The sequence below is a fragment of the Burkholderia sp. Bp8986 genome (assembly GCF_003854225.1).
Lineage (GTDB): Bacteria > Pseudomonadota > Gammaproteobacteria > Burkholderiales > Burkholderiaceae > Burkholderia.
Genome location: NZ_QTQM01000002.1, coordinates 1 through 15,151, shown reverse-complemented (window position 1 = coordinate 15,151; position 15,151 = coordinate 1). Strand labels below are relative to the sequence as shown.

Annotated in this window: 15 protein-coding genes and 1 pseudogene; 7 read left to right on the top strand and 9 right to left on the bottom strand. The window is 67.8% G+C overall.

The features are described from left to right. Window positions 1-41: 41 nt before the first annotated feature. Window positions 42-1,220: a GNAT family N-acetyltransferase gene (locus DID99_RS01985; protein ID WP_124571283.1), complete on the bottom strand. Its 1,179-nt coding sequence runs from the start codon at window positions 1,218-1,220 to the stop codon at window positions 42-44. 109 nt (window positions 1,221-1,329) lie between these two features. On the opposite strand from DID99_RS01985, the gene DID99_RS01980 reads away from it, so the two are divergent. Then, window positions 1,330-3,051, top strand: a complete 1,722-nt coding sequence (locus DID99_RS01980; RefSeq protein ID WP_124665995.1) for an NAD+ synthase — start codon at window positions 1,330-1,332, stop codon at window positions 3,049-3,051. Between the two features lie 103 nt (window positions 3,052-3,154). Beyond that, the gene (locus tag DID99_RS01975; RefSeq protein ID WP_006398637.1) at window positions 3,155-3,493 is read left to right on the top strand and encodes a P-II family nitrogen regulator; all 339 of its coding nucleotides are present in this window, start codon (window positions 3,155-3,157) and stop codon (window positions 3,491-3,493) included. Window positions 3,494-3,661: 168 nt separating this feature from the next. Here DID99_RS01975 and DID99_RS01970 read toward each other — a convergent pair whose 3' ends face one another. Further along, the gene (locus DID99_RS01970) at window positions 3,662-4,741 is read right to left on the bottom strand and encodes a porin (RefSeq protein WP_044847749.1); all 1,080 of its coding nucleotides are present in this window, start codon (window positions 4,739-4,741) and stop codon (window positions 3,662-3,664) included. 567 nt (window positions 4,742-5,308) lie between these two features. Continuing rightward, the gene (locus DID99_RS01965) at window positions 5,309-6,235 is read right to left on the bottom strand and encodes a LysR family transcriptional regulator (protein ID WP_124665994.1); all 927 of its coding nucleotides are present in this window, start codon (window positions 6,233-6,235) and stop codon (window positions 5,309-5,311) included. 143 nt (window positions 6,236-6,378) lie between these two features. Here DID99_RS01965 and DID99_RS01960 point away from each other — a divergent pair, with 143 nt between their 5' ends. Continuing rightward, on the top strand, window positions 6,379-6,876 hold the full coding sequence (locus tag DID99_RS01960; protein WP_124665993.1) for a GNAT family N-acetyltransferase: 498 nt from the start codon (window positions 6,379-6,381) through the stop codon (window positions 6,874-6,876). A 58-nt stretch (window positions 6,877-6,934) separates the two neighbouring features. On the opposite strand, the gene DID99_RS01955 is transcribed toward DID99_RS01960, so the two are convergent. The 4 genes from DID99_RS01955 to DID99_RS01940 form a co-directional block, all read right to left on the bottom strand. Continuing rightward, window positions 6,935-7,714, bottom strand: coding sequence for an ABC transporter ATP-binding protein (locus DID99_RS01955; protein WP_044847741.1), 780 nt, complete (start codon window positions 7,712-7,714; stop codon window positions 6,935-6,937). Window positions 7,715-7,732: 18 nt separating this feature from the next. Then, window positions 7,733-8,446, bottom strand: coding sequence for an ABC transporter permease (locus DID99_RS01950; RefSeq protein WP_044847742.1), 714 nt, complete (start codon window positions 8,444-8,446; stop codon window positions 7,733-7,735). After that, window positions 8,443-9,132, bottom strand: coding sequence for an ABC transporter permease (locus tag DID99_RS01945; RefSeq protein WP_044847743.1), 690 nt, complete (start codon window positions 9,130-9,132; stop codon window positions 8,443-8,445). The genes DID99_RS01950 and DID99_RS01945 overlap by 4 nt, the downstream gene beginning before the upstream one ends. A 228-nt stretch (window positions 9,133-9,360) precedes the next feature. After that, window positions 9,361-10,137, bottom strand: a complete 777-nt coding sequence (locus DID99_RS01940) for an ABC transporter substrate-binding protein (RefSeq protein ID WP_044847744.1) — start codon at window positions 10,135-10,137, stop codon at window positions 9,361-9,363. A 368-nt stretch (window positions 10,138-10,505) separates the two neighbouring features. Here DID99_RS01940 and DID99_RS01935 point away from each other — a divergent pair, with 368 nt between their 5' ends. Continuing rightward, window positions 10,506-11,204 (top strand): pirin family protein, encoded by a 699-nt coding sequence (locus DID99_RS01935; RefSeq protein ID WP_124521612.1) that lies wholly within the window; start codon window positions 10,506-10,508, stop codon window positions 11,202-11,204. 70 nt (window positions 11,205-11,274) lie between these two features. On the opposite strand, the gene DID99_RS01930 is transcribed toward DID99_RS01935, so the two are convergent. After that, window positions 11,275-11,826, bottom strand: coding sequence for a Spy/CpxP family protein refolding chaperone (locus tag DID99_RS01930; RefSeq protein ID WP_044847746.1), 552 nt, complete (start codon window positions 11,824-11,826; stop codon window positions 11,275-11,277). Window positions 11,827-12,052: 226 nt separating this feature from the next. On the opposite strand from DID99_RS01930, the gene DID99_RS01925 reads away from it, so the two are divergent. Next, window positions 12,053-12,778 (top strand): response regulator, encoded by a 726-nt coding sequence (locus DID99_RS01925; RefSeq protein WP_006755678.1) that lies wholly within the window; start codon window positions 12,053-12,055, stop codon window positions 12,776-12,778. After that, on the top strand, window positions 12,762-14,078 hold the full coding sequence (locus DID99_RS01920; protein WP_124521576.1) for an ATP-binding protein: 1,317 nt from the start codon (window positions 12,762-12,764) through the stop codon (window positions 14,076-14,078). The genes DID99_RS01925 and DID99_RS01920 overlap by 17 nt, the downstream gene beginning before the upstream one ends. A gap of 40 nt (window positions 14,079-14,118) precedes the next feature. On the opposite strand, the gene DID99_RS01915 is transcribed toward DID99_RS01920, so the two are convergent. Beyond that, window positions 14,119-14,385: a hypothetical protein gene (locus DID99_RS01915; protein ID WP_027786765.1), complete on the bottom strand. Its 267-nt coding sequence runs from the start codon at window positions 14,383-14,385 to the stop codon at window positions 14,119-14,121. 506 nt (window positions 14,386-14,891) lie between these two features. Here DID99_RS01915 and DID99_RS01910 point away from each other — a divergent pair. Further along, a pseudogene (locus DID99_RS01910) lies at window positions 14,892-15,151 on the top strand (sulfonate ABC transporter permease); the annotation flags it as partial.

Genomic DNA, 15,151 nt, shown 5'->3' with positions numbered 1-15,151 from the left:
TTGGCGCGTGCCGCCGCAAGCGACATGATTCGCGCCCGCCGTCACGGCCCCCGCCGGAACGGATCGTGCTCGCGCAGCTCGTCGACGTACGCGTGGATATGCTCGGTCTCGCGTTCGAGAAAGCGCGCGACCGCATCGGAGAACGCCGGGTGCGCGAGCCAGTGCGCGGAATGCGTGACGGTCGGCAGGAAGCCGCGCGCGAGCTTGTGCTCGCCCTGCGCACCGCCCTCGAACGTGTCGAGCCCGGCCTCGATACAGAATTCGAGCAACTGGTAGTAGGCCGTTTCGAAATGCAGGCAGGGCACGTGCTCGAGCGCGCCCCAGTAGCGGCCGTACAGCGTGCCGCCGCGGCCGTTCGGGCCGCGCCGGTAGACGGCGAGCGAGCTCGCGATCGGTTTGCCGTCGGCTTCGGCGATCACGAGCAGCAGGTTCTCCGGCATCGTCGCGCCGATCGCGCGGAAGAAGTCGAGATTCAGGTATGGGCTCGAATAGTGCTCGCGATAGGTCTGCCGGTAGCAGCGCGAGAAGAAGCGCCAGTCGGCGTCGGTGATCTGAGCGCCGGCGAGCCGCCGGAACGTGACGCCGGCATCGCGCACCTTGCGACGTTCCGCGCGGATGTTCTTGCGCTTCTTCTGCTCGAGCGTGCCGAGGAAGTCGTCGAAGTCGCGGTAGCCGTCGTTGAGCCAGTGGAACTGCACGCCTTCGCGCAGCATCATCCCCATCGACTCGAGCAGCCGCGCCTCGTCGCCGGTCGGGAACAGCACGTGCAGCGACGACACGTCGCTTTGCTCGGCGAACGCGAGCAGCGTGGCCGCGAGCCGGCGGCGCGCGTCGTCGTCGGCCGCGAGCAGGCGCGTGCCCTGCACGGGCGTGAACGGCACCGCGCACAGCAGCTTCGGGTAGTAGGACAGCCCGTTGCGCTGGTACGCGTCGGCCCACGCCCAGTCGAACACGTATTCGCCGTACGAATGCTGTTTCGCATAGACGGGCGCGGCCGCCGCGAGCCGGCCGGTGCGCGCGTCGGTCAGCGTGACGAAGTGCGGCGACCAGCCGGTGTCGTCGACCGCGCAGCGCGCGACGTGCAGCGCGTCGAGGAATTCGTGGCGCAGGAACGGCGTCGGCTGCGCGTCGCGCTCGAGCAGCGCGTTCCATTCGTCGGCCGGCACCTCCGCGGGGGACGACAGGATGCCCGTGCGATAATCGATGCGTTCGTGTTTCAAGCGTGAATCCGTACAGTTGGATGCCGCCGGATGCGTGCCGCCGTGGCCTGCTTCCGAGGCGTTTTCGTCAGCCGTTCAGGGCGCGCCGCCGGGCTGCGCCGATCCCGTCATGAAGACCCGACTCGCTCTCGCCCAGATCAACGTCACCGTCGGCGATTTCGCCGGCAACGTCGCGCGGATCGTCGCGGCCGCCCGCGCCGCGCACAACGATGGTGCGCGCCTGATGATCGCGCCCGAACTCGCGCTGTCCGGCTATCCGCCGGAAGACCTGCTGCTGCGGCCCGCGTTCTACACGGCGGCGGCGGCCGCGCTCGACGCGCTCGCCGATGCGCTGCGTGCGTTCGACGGGCTCGCGGTGCTGGTCGGCCATCCGTTGCGGAGCGCGGGCGGCGGTCCGTCGGGCGGCGCTCCGCACGCGCCAGCCGTCGATGGTAATGCAAACCGCCCGATCGAGCGCGGCGTGCCGCCGGCCGACACCTACAACGCGGTGTCGCTGATCGTCGGCGGCGAGATCGTCGGCACCTACCGCAAGCAGGATCTGCCGAACGCCGACGTGTTCGACGAGAAGCGCTACTTCGCGACCGACACCGAGCCGCTCGTGTTCGAGCTCGACGGCGTCAGATACGGCGTGATCATCTGCGAGGACGCATGGCATGCGTCGGCCGCGCAGATCGCGAAGGCCGCCGGCGCGCAGGTGCTGCTGATCCCGAACGGTTCGCCGTACCACATGAACAAGGAAGCGCTGCGCATCGACATCCTGCGCGCGCGGATCCGCGAAACCGGGCTGCCGATGGTGTACGTGAACCTCGTCGGCGGCCAGGACGAGCTCGTGTTCGACGGCGGCTCGTTCGTGCTCGACGGCGAGGGCGCGCTCGTCGCGAAGATGCCGCAGTTCGACGAAGGGCACGCGATCGTCGAGTTCGACGGCGCGCGCCCGCTGCCGGGTGCGATCGCGCCCGAGCTGCCGGTCGACGCGCAGGTCTATCGCGCGCTCGTGACCGGCGTGCGCGACTACATCGGCAAGAACGGTTTCCCCGGCGTGCTGATCGGGCTGTCGGGCGGCGTCGATTCGGCGCTGGTGCTCGCGGTCGCCTGCGACGCGCTCGGGCCCGAGCGCGTGCGCGCGGTGATGATGCCGTCGCGCTACACGGCCGACATCTCGACCACCGACGCGGCGGAGATGGCGCGGCGCGTCGGCGTGCGCTACGACGAGATCGCGATCGCGCCGATGTTCGACGCGTTCCGCGCGGCGCTCGCGGGCGAATTCGCGGGCCGCGCGGAGGACGCGACGGAAGAGAACATCCAGGCGCGCATCCGCGGCACGCTGCTGATGGCGCTGTCGAACAAGTTCGGCTCGATCGTGTTGACGACCGGCAACAAGAGCGAGATGGCGGTCGGCTACTGCACGCTGTACGGCGACATGGCCGGCGGCTTCGCGGTGATCAAGGACATCGCGAAGACGCTGGTCTACCGGCTGTGCCGCTATCGCAACGGCACTGCGGACTACGGGCTGCGCGACGTGATCCCCGAGCGGATCCTGACGCGCGCGCCGTCGGCCGAGTTGCGCGAGAACCAGACGGACCAGGACAGCCTGCCGCCGTATGACGTGCTCGACGCGATCATGCGGATGTACATGGAGGAGGACCGGCCGCTCGCGGAGATCGTCGCGGCCGGCTATGCGGAGGCCGACGTCGCGCGCGTGACGCGGCTCATCAAGATCAACGAATACAAGCGCCGCCAGGCGCCGATCGGCATTCGCGTCACGCATCGCGCGTTCGGGCGCGACTGGCGCTATCCGATCACGTCACGCTTTACCGAACGTCTCGACTGAGCCGTGCCGCGCCGTGCGCGGCCGGCCGGCTTACGGCTTACACTTACGGCTTAAAATCGGGATTGCGATTTTTCATCCAAACGAGCATTGAGGGACAACCATCATGAAACGCATCACCGCCATCATCAAGCCGTTCAAGCTGGACGAAGTCCGCGAAGCGCTCGCCGAAGTGGGCCTCACCGGCCTGACCGTGACGGAAGTGAAGGGCTTCGGCCGCCAGAAGGGGCACACCGAGCTGTATCGCGGCGCCGAATACGTGGTCGACTTCCTGCCGAAGATGAAGATCGAGGTGGTCGTCGCGGAAGCGCAGGTCGACCAGGTGATCGACGCGGTGATCGGCGCGGCGCGCACGGGCAAGATCGGCGACGGCAAGATCTTCGTGTCGGACGTCGAGCGCGTGATCCGCATCCGCACCGGCGAAGAGAACGAAGCGGCGGTCTGAGCGCCGCATCCGGCCCGTTCGACAGATCGGGCAGATCGGGCCGCGGATCGCACGATCCCGGACCGCCAATAAAAAACGGTGCGGATACCCGGGAGGGTACCGCACCGATACGCGCCTCTCGCAGCAGCGTGGAAAGTGTTGTCGAATCGTTCTCTGGACGGCGCCTGATCAGAACAGGTGCTGGATGCCGGCGTAGACGCCGGTCTGGCTGCCGCCCGGATGCGGGTTGCCCGTCGACACGGCGGTGCCTGCACCGTTAGCGTTCAGGCCGAAGTTGGCCGTCGAACTGTTGCGCACCGTCGCGACCTGCACGTCGAACAGCGTGCGCTTCGAGATGTTGTACGAACCGCCGACCGTGTAGATGTTCGCGTTGCCGCCGCCGTGGTTGGCGTTCACGTGGTACACGGCCGCGATCAGCGCTGCCGCCGGCGTGGCCTGCCACGTCACGCCGCCCCAGACCTGCTGGGTGCCGGTGATGCCGTTGTTGACGGCCGGGCCGCCGCTGCCGTCAGCATGCGACGACTGGTAAGCCGCCTGCAGCTTGAACTGGCCGAGGAACACGTTCAGGCCCGCGAAGTATTCACGCGAGTAGTTGAACACGTCCGAGAAGCGGCCGTTGCTGTCGCGCGTTTCGTCGTAGATGCCGCGCAACTGGAACAGCGAGTTCGTGTACGTGACCTGTGCACCGGCTGCACGACCAGGCTGGCCGGCCGTCGTGTTGCCGTTGAAGCTGGTCGAGTTCGAGAACGCGAACTGGCCGTAGAAGTCGAGGCCGTAGAACTGCGGCGACTGGTACGACACGTTGTTGCTGGTCTTGTTCCAGTTGCGGCCGCGCACGAGCGATGCCGACGACCAGCTCGACTGGCCCAGCGGATCGAAGTCCCACACGCCGTTCGCGATCGCGAGTTCGCGACCCAGCAGCAGCGTACCGTAGCGGTCGTTGGAGATGCCGACGGTCGCGAAACGATCCCAGATCGAGCCGCTGAAGCCGCCCGTCATCGTGTTGAACGCGCCTTCGAGGTGGAACAGGACCTTGTTGCCGCCGCCGATGTCCTCGCTGCCCTTCAAGCCCCACAGGCTCGTGCCCCAGTCGCCGCTTTCCGCGCGCACTTGGTGGCCGTTCTGCAGGCCGTTCAGGTACTCGAGGCCGGCATCCAGGCGACCATACAGCGTGACGCTGCTCTGCGCGTGCGCCGTAACCACCCCAGCAGCCATCAGCGCGGCCGCGACCAAAGCTTTCTTCATCATCTCCTCCATACCCTGTCAAAAAGTCAACCCAGACTGCACGAGATGCCCGGAGCAGCGAGCGCCGGGCAAAAGCGAAAAGCGGGATAACCAGGGAGACCTCGTGCAGGGCCGGTAAGCGCGGCACGCGGGCAAGCGGACGGAAAACCGTTGAGCGGTCCCGCGCGGCCGGGTCGGCTTGCGGGGTCTCCTTGTTGTGTCGTGAAGCTAAACTACATTTCACGAACTTCGTTTTGCTACTTTGGTTACTAATTTAGCAAAAATACAATTTTGTGGCGATGGAAATCGTTGTTTGACTAACACGTGTCGCCAATTTGCCATGCAACACAGTGCGCAGCGGGTGCCCAAGGGGCCGTCGATTCCCGGAAAACCCTTGTGAGACAAGGGAGACACGGATTCGGCGCCGGTGGGTCAAGGATTGTCACTATTGACGTTGCCGGGGCACGAGCGTAAGCGCTGGATGCGCGGAATTGGTAAGTATTTCGTAATGAATTGGCGGTGGTCCGCCGCCGCCCGGGCGCCGGAAACGCTGGTGCGGCGGGCGCCCCGCGCCGCACCGGAGCGTCGAACTCAACCGCCCGCCGGCCGGACGTCGAGCAGTTGCGCGCGCAGCCATCGGTGCGCGTCGGTGCGCGCATGCTTCGCGTGCGAGTAGACCTTCACCGTGTAGCGCGGGATCTCGAACGGCGCGGGGAAGATGCGGATCGGCGCCGCGTGGCGCAGCGCCTGTGCGGCACGGTTCGGCACCGTCATCAGGAGTGCCGATTCCGCGATCACGAACGGTGCGGCCAGCACGCTCGGCAACTGCACGGCGACCTGCCGCGCGAGGCCGAGCCGGTCGAGCACGTAGTCGACGACGCCGCGCGACTCGTTCCACGGCGTGACGACGACGTGGCGTGCCGCGAGGTACTGGTCGAGCGTCAGCCGGCGGCGGATGTCCGGATGCGTGGTGCTCGCGATCACCACGTAGTCGTCCGAAAACCAGTCGAAATCCTCGATGCCCGGTGCGTCGGCGGCCGACTCCTCGTGATAGCCGAGCGCGAAGTCGATGCGGCCGGCCGCGAGTTCGTCGATCGAGATCTTCCGGTCGGAGTGGACGACGCGGATCCGCAGCCGCGGCGCGACCTGCTCGATACGCGCGAGCAACGCCGGCAGCACGGCGAACGCCGTGTAGTCGCTCGCGGCGAACACGAACGTGCGGTCGCTTTGCGCGGGATCGAAGCGGCGTGCGCGGGCGAGCCCCTTCGACATCGTGTCGAGCGCATCACCGGCCCAGGTGGCGATGTCGTCGGCGCGCACGGTCGGCTGCATCTCGTTGCCGAGGCGCACGAACAACGCATCGCCGATCGCTTCGCGCAACCGGGCGAGCGCGTGACTGAGCGCGGACGGGGTCATCGCCAGCTCGTGCGCGGCCGCGGCGACCGAGCGGTGGCGGTACAGCGCGTCGAACGCGAGCAGCAGGTTCAGGTCGAGACGGCGCAGCTCTGGATGCATCATGTTCATGTCAGGATGAAGAAACTGCACTTCCTGCAGTTGTTTCGTGAACGTAGCATGTCGATCCGGGCGGCGTCACGCGCGATTGCGCGAGCGAGCGCCGCCGCATCTCGTTTTCAGTCCGGGCCGAAGGAGGGCTCCCCACCGTGCAAATCGACATCCGTTCGGCCACCGTCGCCGACGTGCCGCAGATCCTGGGTTTCATCACCGAGCTGGCCATCTACGAGAAGGCGGAGCATGAAGTGGTCGCGACGCCTGCATCGCTCGAGCACAGCCTGTTCGGCGAAGGTTCGCCCGCGCGTGCGCTGATCTGCGAGGTCGACGGCGAGCCGGCCGGCTTCGCCGTGTATTTCTTCTCGTATTCGACATGGCTCGGCCGTCAGGGCCTGTATCTCGAGGATCTGTACGTGTCGCCGCGCTTTCGCGGCGCGGGCGCCGGGCTGCGGCTGCTGAAGGCGCTCGCGCGCGTCGCGGTGGATACCGGCTGCGGGCGTTTCGAATGGAGCGTCCTCGACTGGAACGAGCCGGCGATCCGCTTCTACGAAAGCGTCGGCGCCGCGCCGCAGAGCGAATGGGTGCGCTACCGGCTCGCGGGCGACGCGTTGCGCGCATTCGCCGACGGCGCGCCGGTGGACGTCGCGTAAACGCAAGACGGGCGCCGCATGGCGCCCGTTCGTGCAGTGCGACGCGGAGGAGCGCGCGTTACTTGAGGCTGCCCGACAGGAACCCGCGCAGGCGTTCGCTCTTCGGGTTCGCGAACACCTCGGACGGCACGCCTTCTTCCTCGACGCGCCCCTGGTGCAGGAACATCACGTGGTTCGACACGTTGCGCGCGAAGCCCATCTCGTGCGTGACGACGATCATCGTGCGGCCTTCCTCGGCCAGCTTCTGCATCACCTTCAGCACTTCGCCGACCAGTTCCGGGTCGAGCGCCGACGTCGGCTCGTCGAACAGCATCACGTCCGGATGCATCGCCAGCGCCCGCGCGATCGCGACACGTTGCTGCTGGCCGCCCGACAGGTGCGACGGATACTGCTTCTCGACGCGCGGCGCGAGACCGACCTTCTCGAGATACTCGCGCGCGCGGTCTTCAGCTTCCTTCTTCGGGATGCCGAGCACGTTGACGGGCGCTTCCATCACGTTCTCGATCACGTTCATGTGCGACCAGAGATTGAAGTGCTGGAACACCATCGACAGCTTGGTGCGCACGCGCTGCAGCTGCTTCGAATCCGCGGCGCGCAGCGCGCCCGTCTTGTCGAGCGCGGTGCGCACTTCCTCGCCGTCGACGAAGATGCGGCCGGAGTTGGGCTGTTCGAGGAAGTTGATGCAGCGGAGCATCGTGCTCTTGCCGGAACCGGACGAGCCGATCACGCTGATCACGTCGCCCGAGTTCGCCTTCAGCGATACGCCCTTGAGCACCTCGTTGTCGCCGTACCGCTTGTGCAGATCGTCGACGAAAAGCTTCTGAGTCTGGGAATTCATGAATAGTCCTGCGGAAACTTACTTGCCTTGCGGGCGCAGATACGCGAGCCAGCGACGCTCGGCCTGGCGGAACAGCCACACGAGCGCGAACGAGATCACGAGATAGAGCAGGGCGGCGATGCCGAACGCGTGGAACGACATGTAGGTCGCCGAGTTCACGTCGCGCGCGATCTTCAGGATGTCCGGCACGGTCGCGGTGAACGCGACGGTGGTCGCGTGCAGCATCAGGATCACTTCGTTGCTGTAGAGCGGCAGCGCGCGGCGCAGCGCGGACGGCAGGATCACGCGGCGATACATCGTGAAGGTGGACATCCCGTACGCGCGCGCGGCCTCGATCTCGCCGTACGACGTCGCCTTGATCGCGCCCGCGAAGATCTCGGTGGTGTACGCGCAGGTGTTCAGCGTGAACGCGAGCAGCGTGCAGTGCATGCCGTCGCGGAAGAACGCGTCGAGCAGCGGCGTGCCGCGCACGACCTGCAGGCTGTAGAGGCCGGTGTAGCAGAGCAGCAGCTGCACGTAGAGCGGCGTGCCGCGGAACACGTACGTATAGAGCCACACGGCGCTCGACAGCCACTTCCTCTTCGACACGCGGGCCACCGCGAGCGGCACCGACAGGCAGAAGCCGAGGCCGATCGACACGACCAGCAGCCACAGCGTGATCGCGACGCCGGTGATCCGGAAGCCGTCGGTGTAGAGGTAGTTGCGCCAGTATTCTTGGATGAGTTCGATCATAGGTCAGCCTTGCGGACACCGGTCGAGTAGCGCTTTTCGAGCCACATCAGCACGAAGTTCGAGATCGTCGTGATTGCGAGGTAGACCGCACCGGCGATCAGCGTGAAGAAGAAGAACCGCAGCGTGCCCTTGCCGGCGTCCTGCGACGCCTTCACGACGTCCGCGAGGCCGATGATCGACACGAGCGCGGTCGACTTCACGAGCACCTGCCAGTTGTTGCCGATGCCGGGCAGCGCGAAGCGCATCATCTGCGGGAACATGATCCGCGTGAACACCTGCCAGTTGGTCATCCCGTACGCGCTGCCGGCCTCGAGCTGGCCGCGCGGCACCGACAGGAACGCGCCGCGGAACGTCTCGGTGAAGTACGCGCCGTAGATGAAGCCGAGCACGAGCACGCCGGCGAGGAACGGGTCGATGTCGATCTGGTCCCAGCCGAGCGCGTCGGTCGCCATGTTCAGCCAGATCTGCAGGCTGTAGAACAGCAGCAGCATCAGCACGAGGTCGGGCACGCCGCGGATCAGCGTCGTGTAGACGGTGCCGGCGCCGTTCGTGAAGCGGTTGCGCGACAGCTTCGCGCCCGCGCCGAGCAGGCCCAGCAGGAACGACAGCGCGAGCGAAAGCACCGCCAGCTTGACGGTTTGCCAGGTGCCGGCGAGGATCAGCGGGCCGTAGCCTTGTAGAAACATATGTGGTCCCTGGTGTGGTCCCGGACGGCGCACGCGGTGCGCCGCGAAAGACGCGCCCGCCAAGCTGCGCGGAACGCCCCGTACGTATCATGACCGTCCGCCCCGGCAACGGTGCCGGGCCAGCCCGTCGCGCGAGCGGCGGGCGAGGGGGCGGGCGGCGCGTGGTTGACTGCCTGTCGTGCCGGACGCGGGGCCGCCCCCGCATCCGCTTCCCGGTATTGTCGGCGCTCAGCGCGCCGAGTAGACGCTGAACGAGAAATACTTGTGCGACAGCCGGTCGTACGTGCCGTCCTTGTGCATGTCGGCCAGCGCCTTGTTGATCTTGAGCTTCAGGTCCGTGTCGTCCTTGCGCAGGCCGATCGCGGTGCCGTCGCCGATCGTCTTCGGATCCTTCACCTCCGGGCCGGCGAACGCGAAGCCCTTGCCGCGCGGCGTGCGCAGGAAGCCGTAGTCGGCCTGCAGTTCATCCTGCAGCGTCGCGTCGAGGCGGCCCGAGCCGAGATCGGCATAGACCTGGTCCTGGTTCTGGTAAGGAACGATCGTCACGCCCTGCGGTTCCCAGTACGCCTTCGCGTAGGATTCCTGCGTCGAGCCCTGTTCGACGCCGACGTGCTTGCCCTTGAGCGACGCGACCGTCGGCAGCAGCGGCGAGCCGGCCTTCGCGATCATCCGCGCGGGCGCGTCGTACACCTTGTCGGAGAAGTCGATCTGCTCGCGACGCTTGTCCGTGACGGTCAGCGACGACACGATGACGTCGTACTTCTTCGCCTTCAGTGCGGGGATGATTCCGTCGAGATCCTGCGCGACCCACACGCATTTCACGTTGATCCGCTTGCAGATTTCCTTGGTGAGATCGACGTCGAAACCGACGATCTCGCCGCTCGGCGCGGTCGACTCGAACGGCGGGTAGCTGGCATCGACACCGATCCGCACGGTCTTCCACTCTTTCGCGAAGGCGCTGCCCGCCACGAGGGCGAGGGCGGCGCACAGGGCGGCCTTCTTCATTTCCATCCTTTTGTCGCTCACTTCCGGGGAGGCGCTCGCGGCCGGTCGGGCCGGGCGCCGCGGCGTATTCTAGACGGCCAAAATTCGTGTTTCGGCGCGCAGGCAACGGCGCTCGCCGGACGGGCGAACGCCAAAAGGGCGGTATTTTACCCGAACGCGATACCCGGAAAACGGCAATCCGGCGCGACCGATCGATTCTTCGATTCGGGCGTTGCGGCAATCGCGGTATTCGCAACGAGCATTACGCCGATTGGGTTCGCGGGTGCAACGATGCGGTGCGCGGGCGGCGGATTGTGGCGCGCCCGGCACGCCCCTACAGTGCAGGTAAACCCGAAGAAAGAATATCTGCCTGCCGGAGTGCCCGCCCCATGTTCCAGATCCGCCGCGCCGCCGACCGCTGCCACACGCGCCAAGGCTGGCTCGAATCGAGCCACAGCTTTGCGCTTGCCGGCGCCGCCGGGGCCGCGCATCCGCCGTTCGGCGCGCTGCGCGCGCTGAGCGAGGACCGGATTGCGCCGACGCGCGGCTTCGGGATGCAGCCGCGCCGCGACCTCGAAATCGTCACCTGCGTGCTCGACGGCGCGCTCGCGCATCGCGACAGCCTCGGCAACGGCGCCATCGTGCGGGCCGGCGGCGTCCAGCGGATGAGCGCCGGCACGGGGCTGATGCACAGCGAAACCAATGCGTCGCGCGACCGGGTGCTGCATCTGCTGCAGATCTGGCTGCAGCCGGCGGAGCGGGGCGGACGGCCCGGCTACGCGGAGCGGCATTTCGCCGACGACGAGAAGCGCGGCCGCCTGCGGCTCGTCGCGTCGCCGGACGGCGACGACGGTGCGCTGTCGATCCGTGCGGATGCGCGGATCTTCGCGGGCCTGATCGATGGCGACGAGGCGGCGGCATTGGCCGTGCCGGCCGGGCGCAGCACCTATGTGCACGTGGTGCGCGGCGACGTGGAGGTCAACGGCCACGCGCTGGCCGCGGGCGACGGCGCGCGGATCGCCGGGGTAGAAGCGGTCGCGTTCGCACGCGGCCGGGCGGCCGAGGTGCTGCTGTTCGACGTCGCCTGAAATGAAACGGGGGACGCGGGCCGGGTGCCCGCGTCCCCCGCGATGCCGCCCGGGGAGGCGGCCCGCCGGCTTACTGCGCCGGTGCCGACGCGCCCTTGGCCGCGCGGTGCTGCTCCCAGCGTTCCTTCATCTTCTCGTGACGCTGCTCCATCCGCGCGAACTGCTGCTTCAGCGCGGTGCTGACCGTCGTCTTCTGCTGGTCGTTCAGCCCGTTGTAGAACGCTAGCCACGCGGCCGAGCTCTGCTCGCGCAGCTGCGCGTTCTGCTGCTCGGCCTGCTGGCGGGCGGCGTGCATCGCGTTCAGGTCGAGGATCGGCTGGTTCTGCTGCGCCTTGAACTGCTCGCGCATCTGCTCGTGGCTCTTGCGCATCGCTTCATGGTTCTGCTTCATCGTGTTGACGGCCGTCTGCCACTGCTGTTCCTGCGACGCGTTGAGCTTGAGCTGGTCGTGCAGCTTCATGATCACGCCGAACGGGCCGCCGTCATGGCCGCCGTGCATCTGGTGCATGCCGGGGCCGCCCGGCGGCGGCATGTCGTTGGGCTGCGCGGCATGCGCGGTGCCGAATGCGAGAGCGAGCACGGTGGCGGCCGCAATGGCCACGCGGGAAGTGTTCTTATACATTTCAGAAACTCCTTGTATCCAAAGGGTCCGGCGATGCGGCGCGCGGGGTGACCCGGGTGCCGCATCCGGTAAGACGCAGGTTAGCGGCGCGTGCTCGGGCCGGTGTTACGCGGGATGGCTGCCGGGTTACGGCGCATTACAGTTCCCTTGCGTCGTAACCCGCAGTAACCCTTTCGCCCCTTTGTTTCGTTCTTCGACTCCGCGCTCGCGCGCTAAACTTCGAGCCATGACTACCCAGATCCTCATCGTCGACGACGACCAAGAACTCCGAGACCTGCTGCGCGACTATCTCGTGCGCCAGGGGATGGAAGTGTCCGTGCTGCACGACGCGGCGACGCTCGAGAAGCGCCTCGAGCGCGAGCGGCCCGACCTGATCGTGCTGGACCTGATGATGCCGGGCGTGGACGGCCTGACCGCGCTGCGCCAGCTGCGCGCGGCCGGCGACGACATCCCCGTGATCATGCTGACCGCGCGCGCGGACGACGTCGATCGCATCGTCGGGCTCGAGCTCGGCGCGGACGACTACCTCGGCAAGCCGTTCAACCCGCGCGAGCTGCTCGCGCGCGTGCAGGCCGTGCTGCGCCGCCGCCGCGCGACGCCGTCGGCGGCGGCGCCCGAGCAGCGCGAGCCGTTCGCGTTCGGCCGTTTCGTGCTCGACTTCCAGGCGCGCACGCTGTCGGTCGACGGCAAGCCGGCGACGCTGTCGAGCAGCGAATTCGCGCTGCTGAAGATCTTCGTGAATCACGCGCTGCGCACGCTCACGCGCGAACGGCTGCTCGAGCTGCTGCACGGGCCCGAGTACGACGGCACCGACCGCGGCATCGACGTCCAGGTATGGCGGCTGCGCCGCATCCTGGAAACGGATCCGTCGACGCCGCGCTTCATCCAGACGGTCCGCGGGCGCGGCTACGTGTTCGTGCCCGACGGCGAGGCCCATGCGCAAGCCCATTGATTCGCTGTTCGGGCGGCTGGCGCTGCTGGTCGTCGGCGTGTTGCTCCTGTCGCACTTCGCGTGGTTCTTCGCGATGCGCCTCGAGCGCAACCAGATGCAGACGCGTTATGCCGTCGAGGAGGCCGCGTTCCTCGTCGACGCCGTGCGCCAGCACGTCGAGCGCACGCCCGACCAGCCGCTGCCGTCGCGGGTGCGGCTGGTGTCGCCGGACAGTCCCGATGTGCCGAAAGACGCCGATTCGAACCTGGCGGCGCCGCTCAAGCGTTTCCGCGACGACGTGAGCGAGCGGATGCCGCCCGGCACGCTGGTCGAGATCGGCGCGCCGGGCCATCCGCCGGTGCTGTGGGTCAAGGAGCCGAGCGACCGCAACTGGATCGTGGTGCCGGTGCAGCCGCTGCGCCCGCCGCGCTCGCTCGACCGGATGCTGCTGTGGCTCGGCACGATTTTCTCGGCCGGCGTGATCGCCGCGCTGTTCGCGGCCTGGCAGCTGCAGCAGCCGCTGCGCTCGCTGGCGCGCGCGGTCGCGCGCTTCGGCCGCGGCCAGCCGGTGCCGCCGTTGCGCGAGCGTGGCCCGCGCGAGCTGCGCCAGCTCACGCACGGCTTCAACCAGATGGTGGAACAGGTGTCGCAGGCCGAGAGTGACCGCGCGGTGATGCTGGCCGGCGTCGCGCACGACCTGCGCACGCCGCTCGCCCGGATGCGCCTGCGCGCGGAAATGATGGACGACGCGCGGCTGCGCGACGGCGTGGTGCGCGATGTCGACTCGATGTCGCACATCGTCGACCAGTTCCTCGTGTTCGCGCACGGCGGGGCGGACCGCAGCGAGCCCGTGCCGGTCGACCAGGCCTGCGAGCGGATCGCCCGCAGCTATCGCGCGGTCGCACCGAACGCGCCGGCTGTCCAGACGCATCTGGCCGCCGACGAAGGCTTCCGCCTGCCGACCGCGACGCTCGACCGGATCCTGTCGAACCTGCTGGACAATGCGCATGCGTACGGCGCGCCGCCCGTGCTCATCGAGACGGCGCGTACGCCGGCGGGTTACGTGCTGTCGGTCAGCGACAGCGGCGGCGGGATTGCGCCGCGCGATCTGGCGGCCGCGACGCGGCCGTTCGTGCGGCTCGACCCCGCGCGCGGCGGGAACGGCCACAGCGGGCTCGGGCTGGCGATCGTCGAGCGGCTGGTGCTGCGGCTGGGCGGGGCGTGCGAGATCGGCAATCGTCCCGAGGGCGGCCTGCGCGTGGCGATGACGTTCCCGTTCGACGTGGTGCCGAAGGACGAACTTCACGCCCAGGCCGCGTAAGCGGCGCATGCGGCGCCTGCCGGGCAGGCGCCGCGCGGCATCATTCGCCGAACAGCGTGCCGAGCGTCTCGGCGGCGTTGCTGTCGATGGTGTTGTAGGTCACGCTCGTGGCCTCGAAGATATAGACGGTCGTATAGCGGCCGAGGCGCTCCAGGATCTCCTCCTGCAGCGATTCCGGCACGACGTTCATGTTCAGGTACCACGCCGTCGACGACAGCCGGGTCTGGAACGACCCGTACTCCTGCATCAGCTCGTAGAACGCATCGGCGTCCTGATCGCGGCAGACGATCACCAAGTTTCCTGCCATTCGCTTCCTCCCGCTGGTCGGTCGATCCCTGGCGGCTATGGGGCTAGCGACGCCAGGGGCTAGCCCCGATCATACCTGCTTCGCCGCAATCGTCCGCTGACGTCCTGCATGGTTTGTGTCCGTGTGCGGCGGGCGGGTTCCCGGCCGGCCCGGATCACGGCATAATTCGGGGCCTGCATGCCGGCCGCACGACCGCGGCCGGGCTGCTCCGCACCGCACGCCTGCCGTTCGCCCGCGTGCCGGGCACGATCCGTGCGCCGCCCGCGCGCCGCGCCGAGCCGAGCCGGCCCCGGACGGTTGAACCTGAAATACAGGTTGGTGTAGTGTCGTGCCGTCGCGGCCCGACTCGCCGCGCCCGGAGGGCGCAGCTTGCACGCACGGCGCCTCGCGCCGGCGTGAAATCGTGAATCAATCGAATTACCGCGTCGAATTACCGCGCCCGTGCGCTTTGCCATGAATCAACATCGTCTGCCGGCTTCGTTCGGCCTTACCGGGGAGGGCGCCTGATGGACGTCGGATTCTTCAATCCGAACCGGACCGCCAACGCGTCCGCGTGGCGCGTCCTGCCGAACCGGTGGGACTTCATCGCGTTTCCGCTGATCATCTGCCTGATCGCGATGGCGGTCGTCGGCTTTCATGAAACGATGGCGCCGATCGGGACCCTTCAGACCCAGAAGATCTCGCTCGACCCGTCGAACCTGCCCGAATACGCGTTGCGCACCACGCTGCGGATGCTCGCCGCGATGGTCGCGTCGCTCGCGTTCAC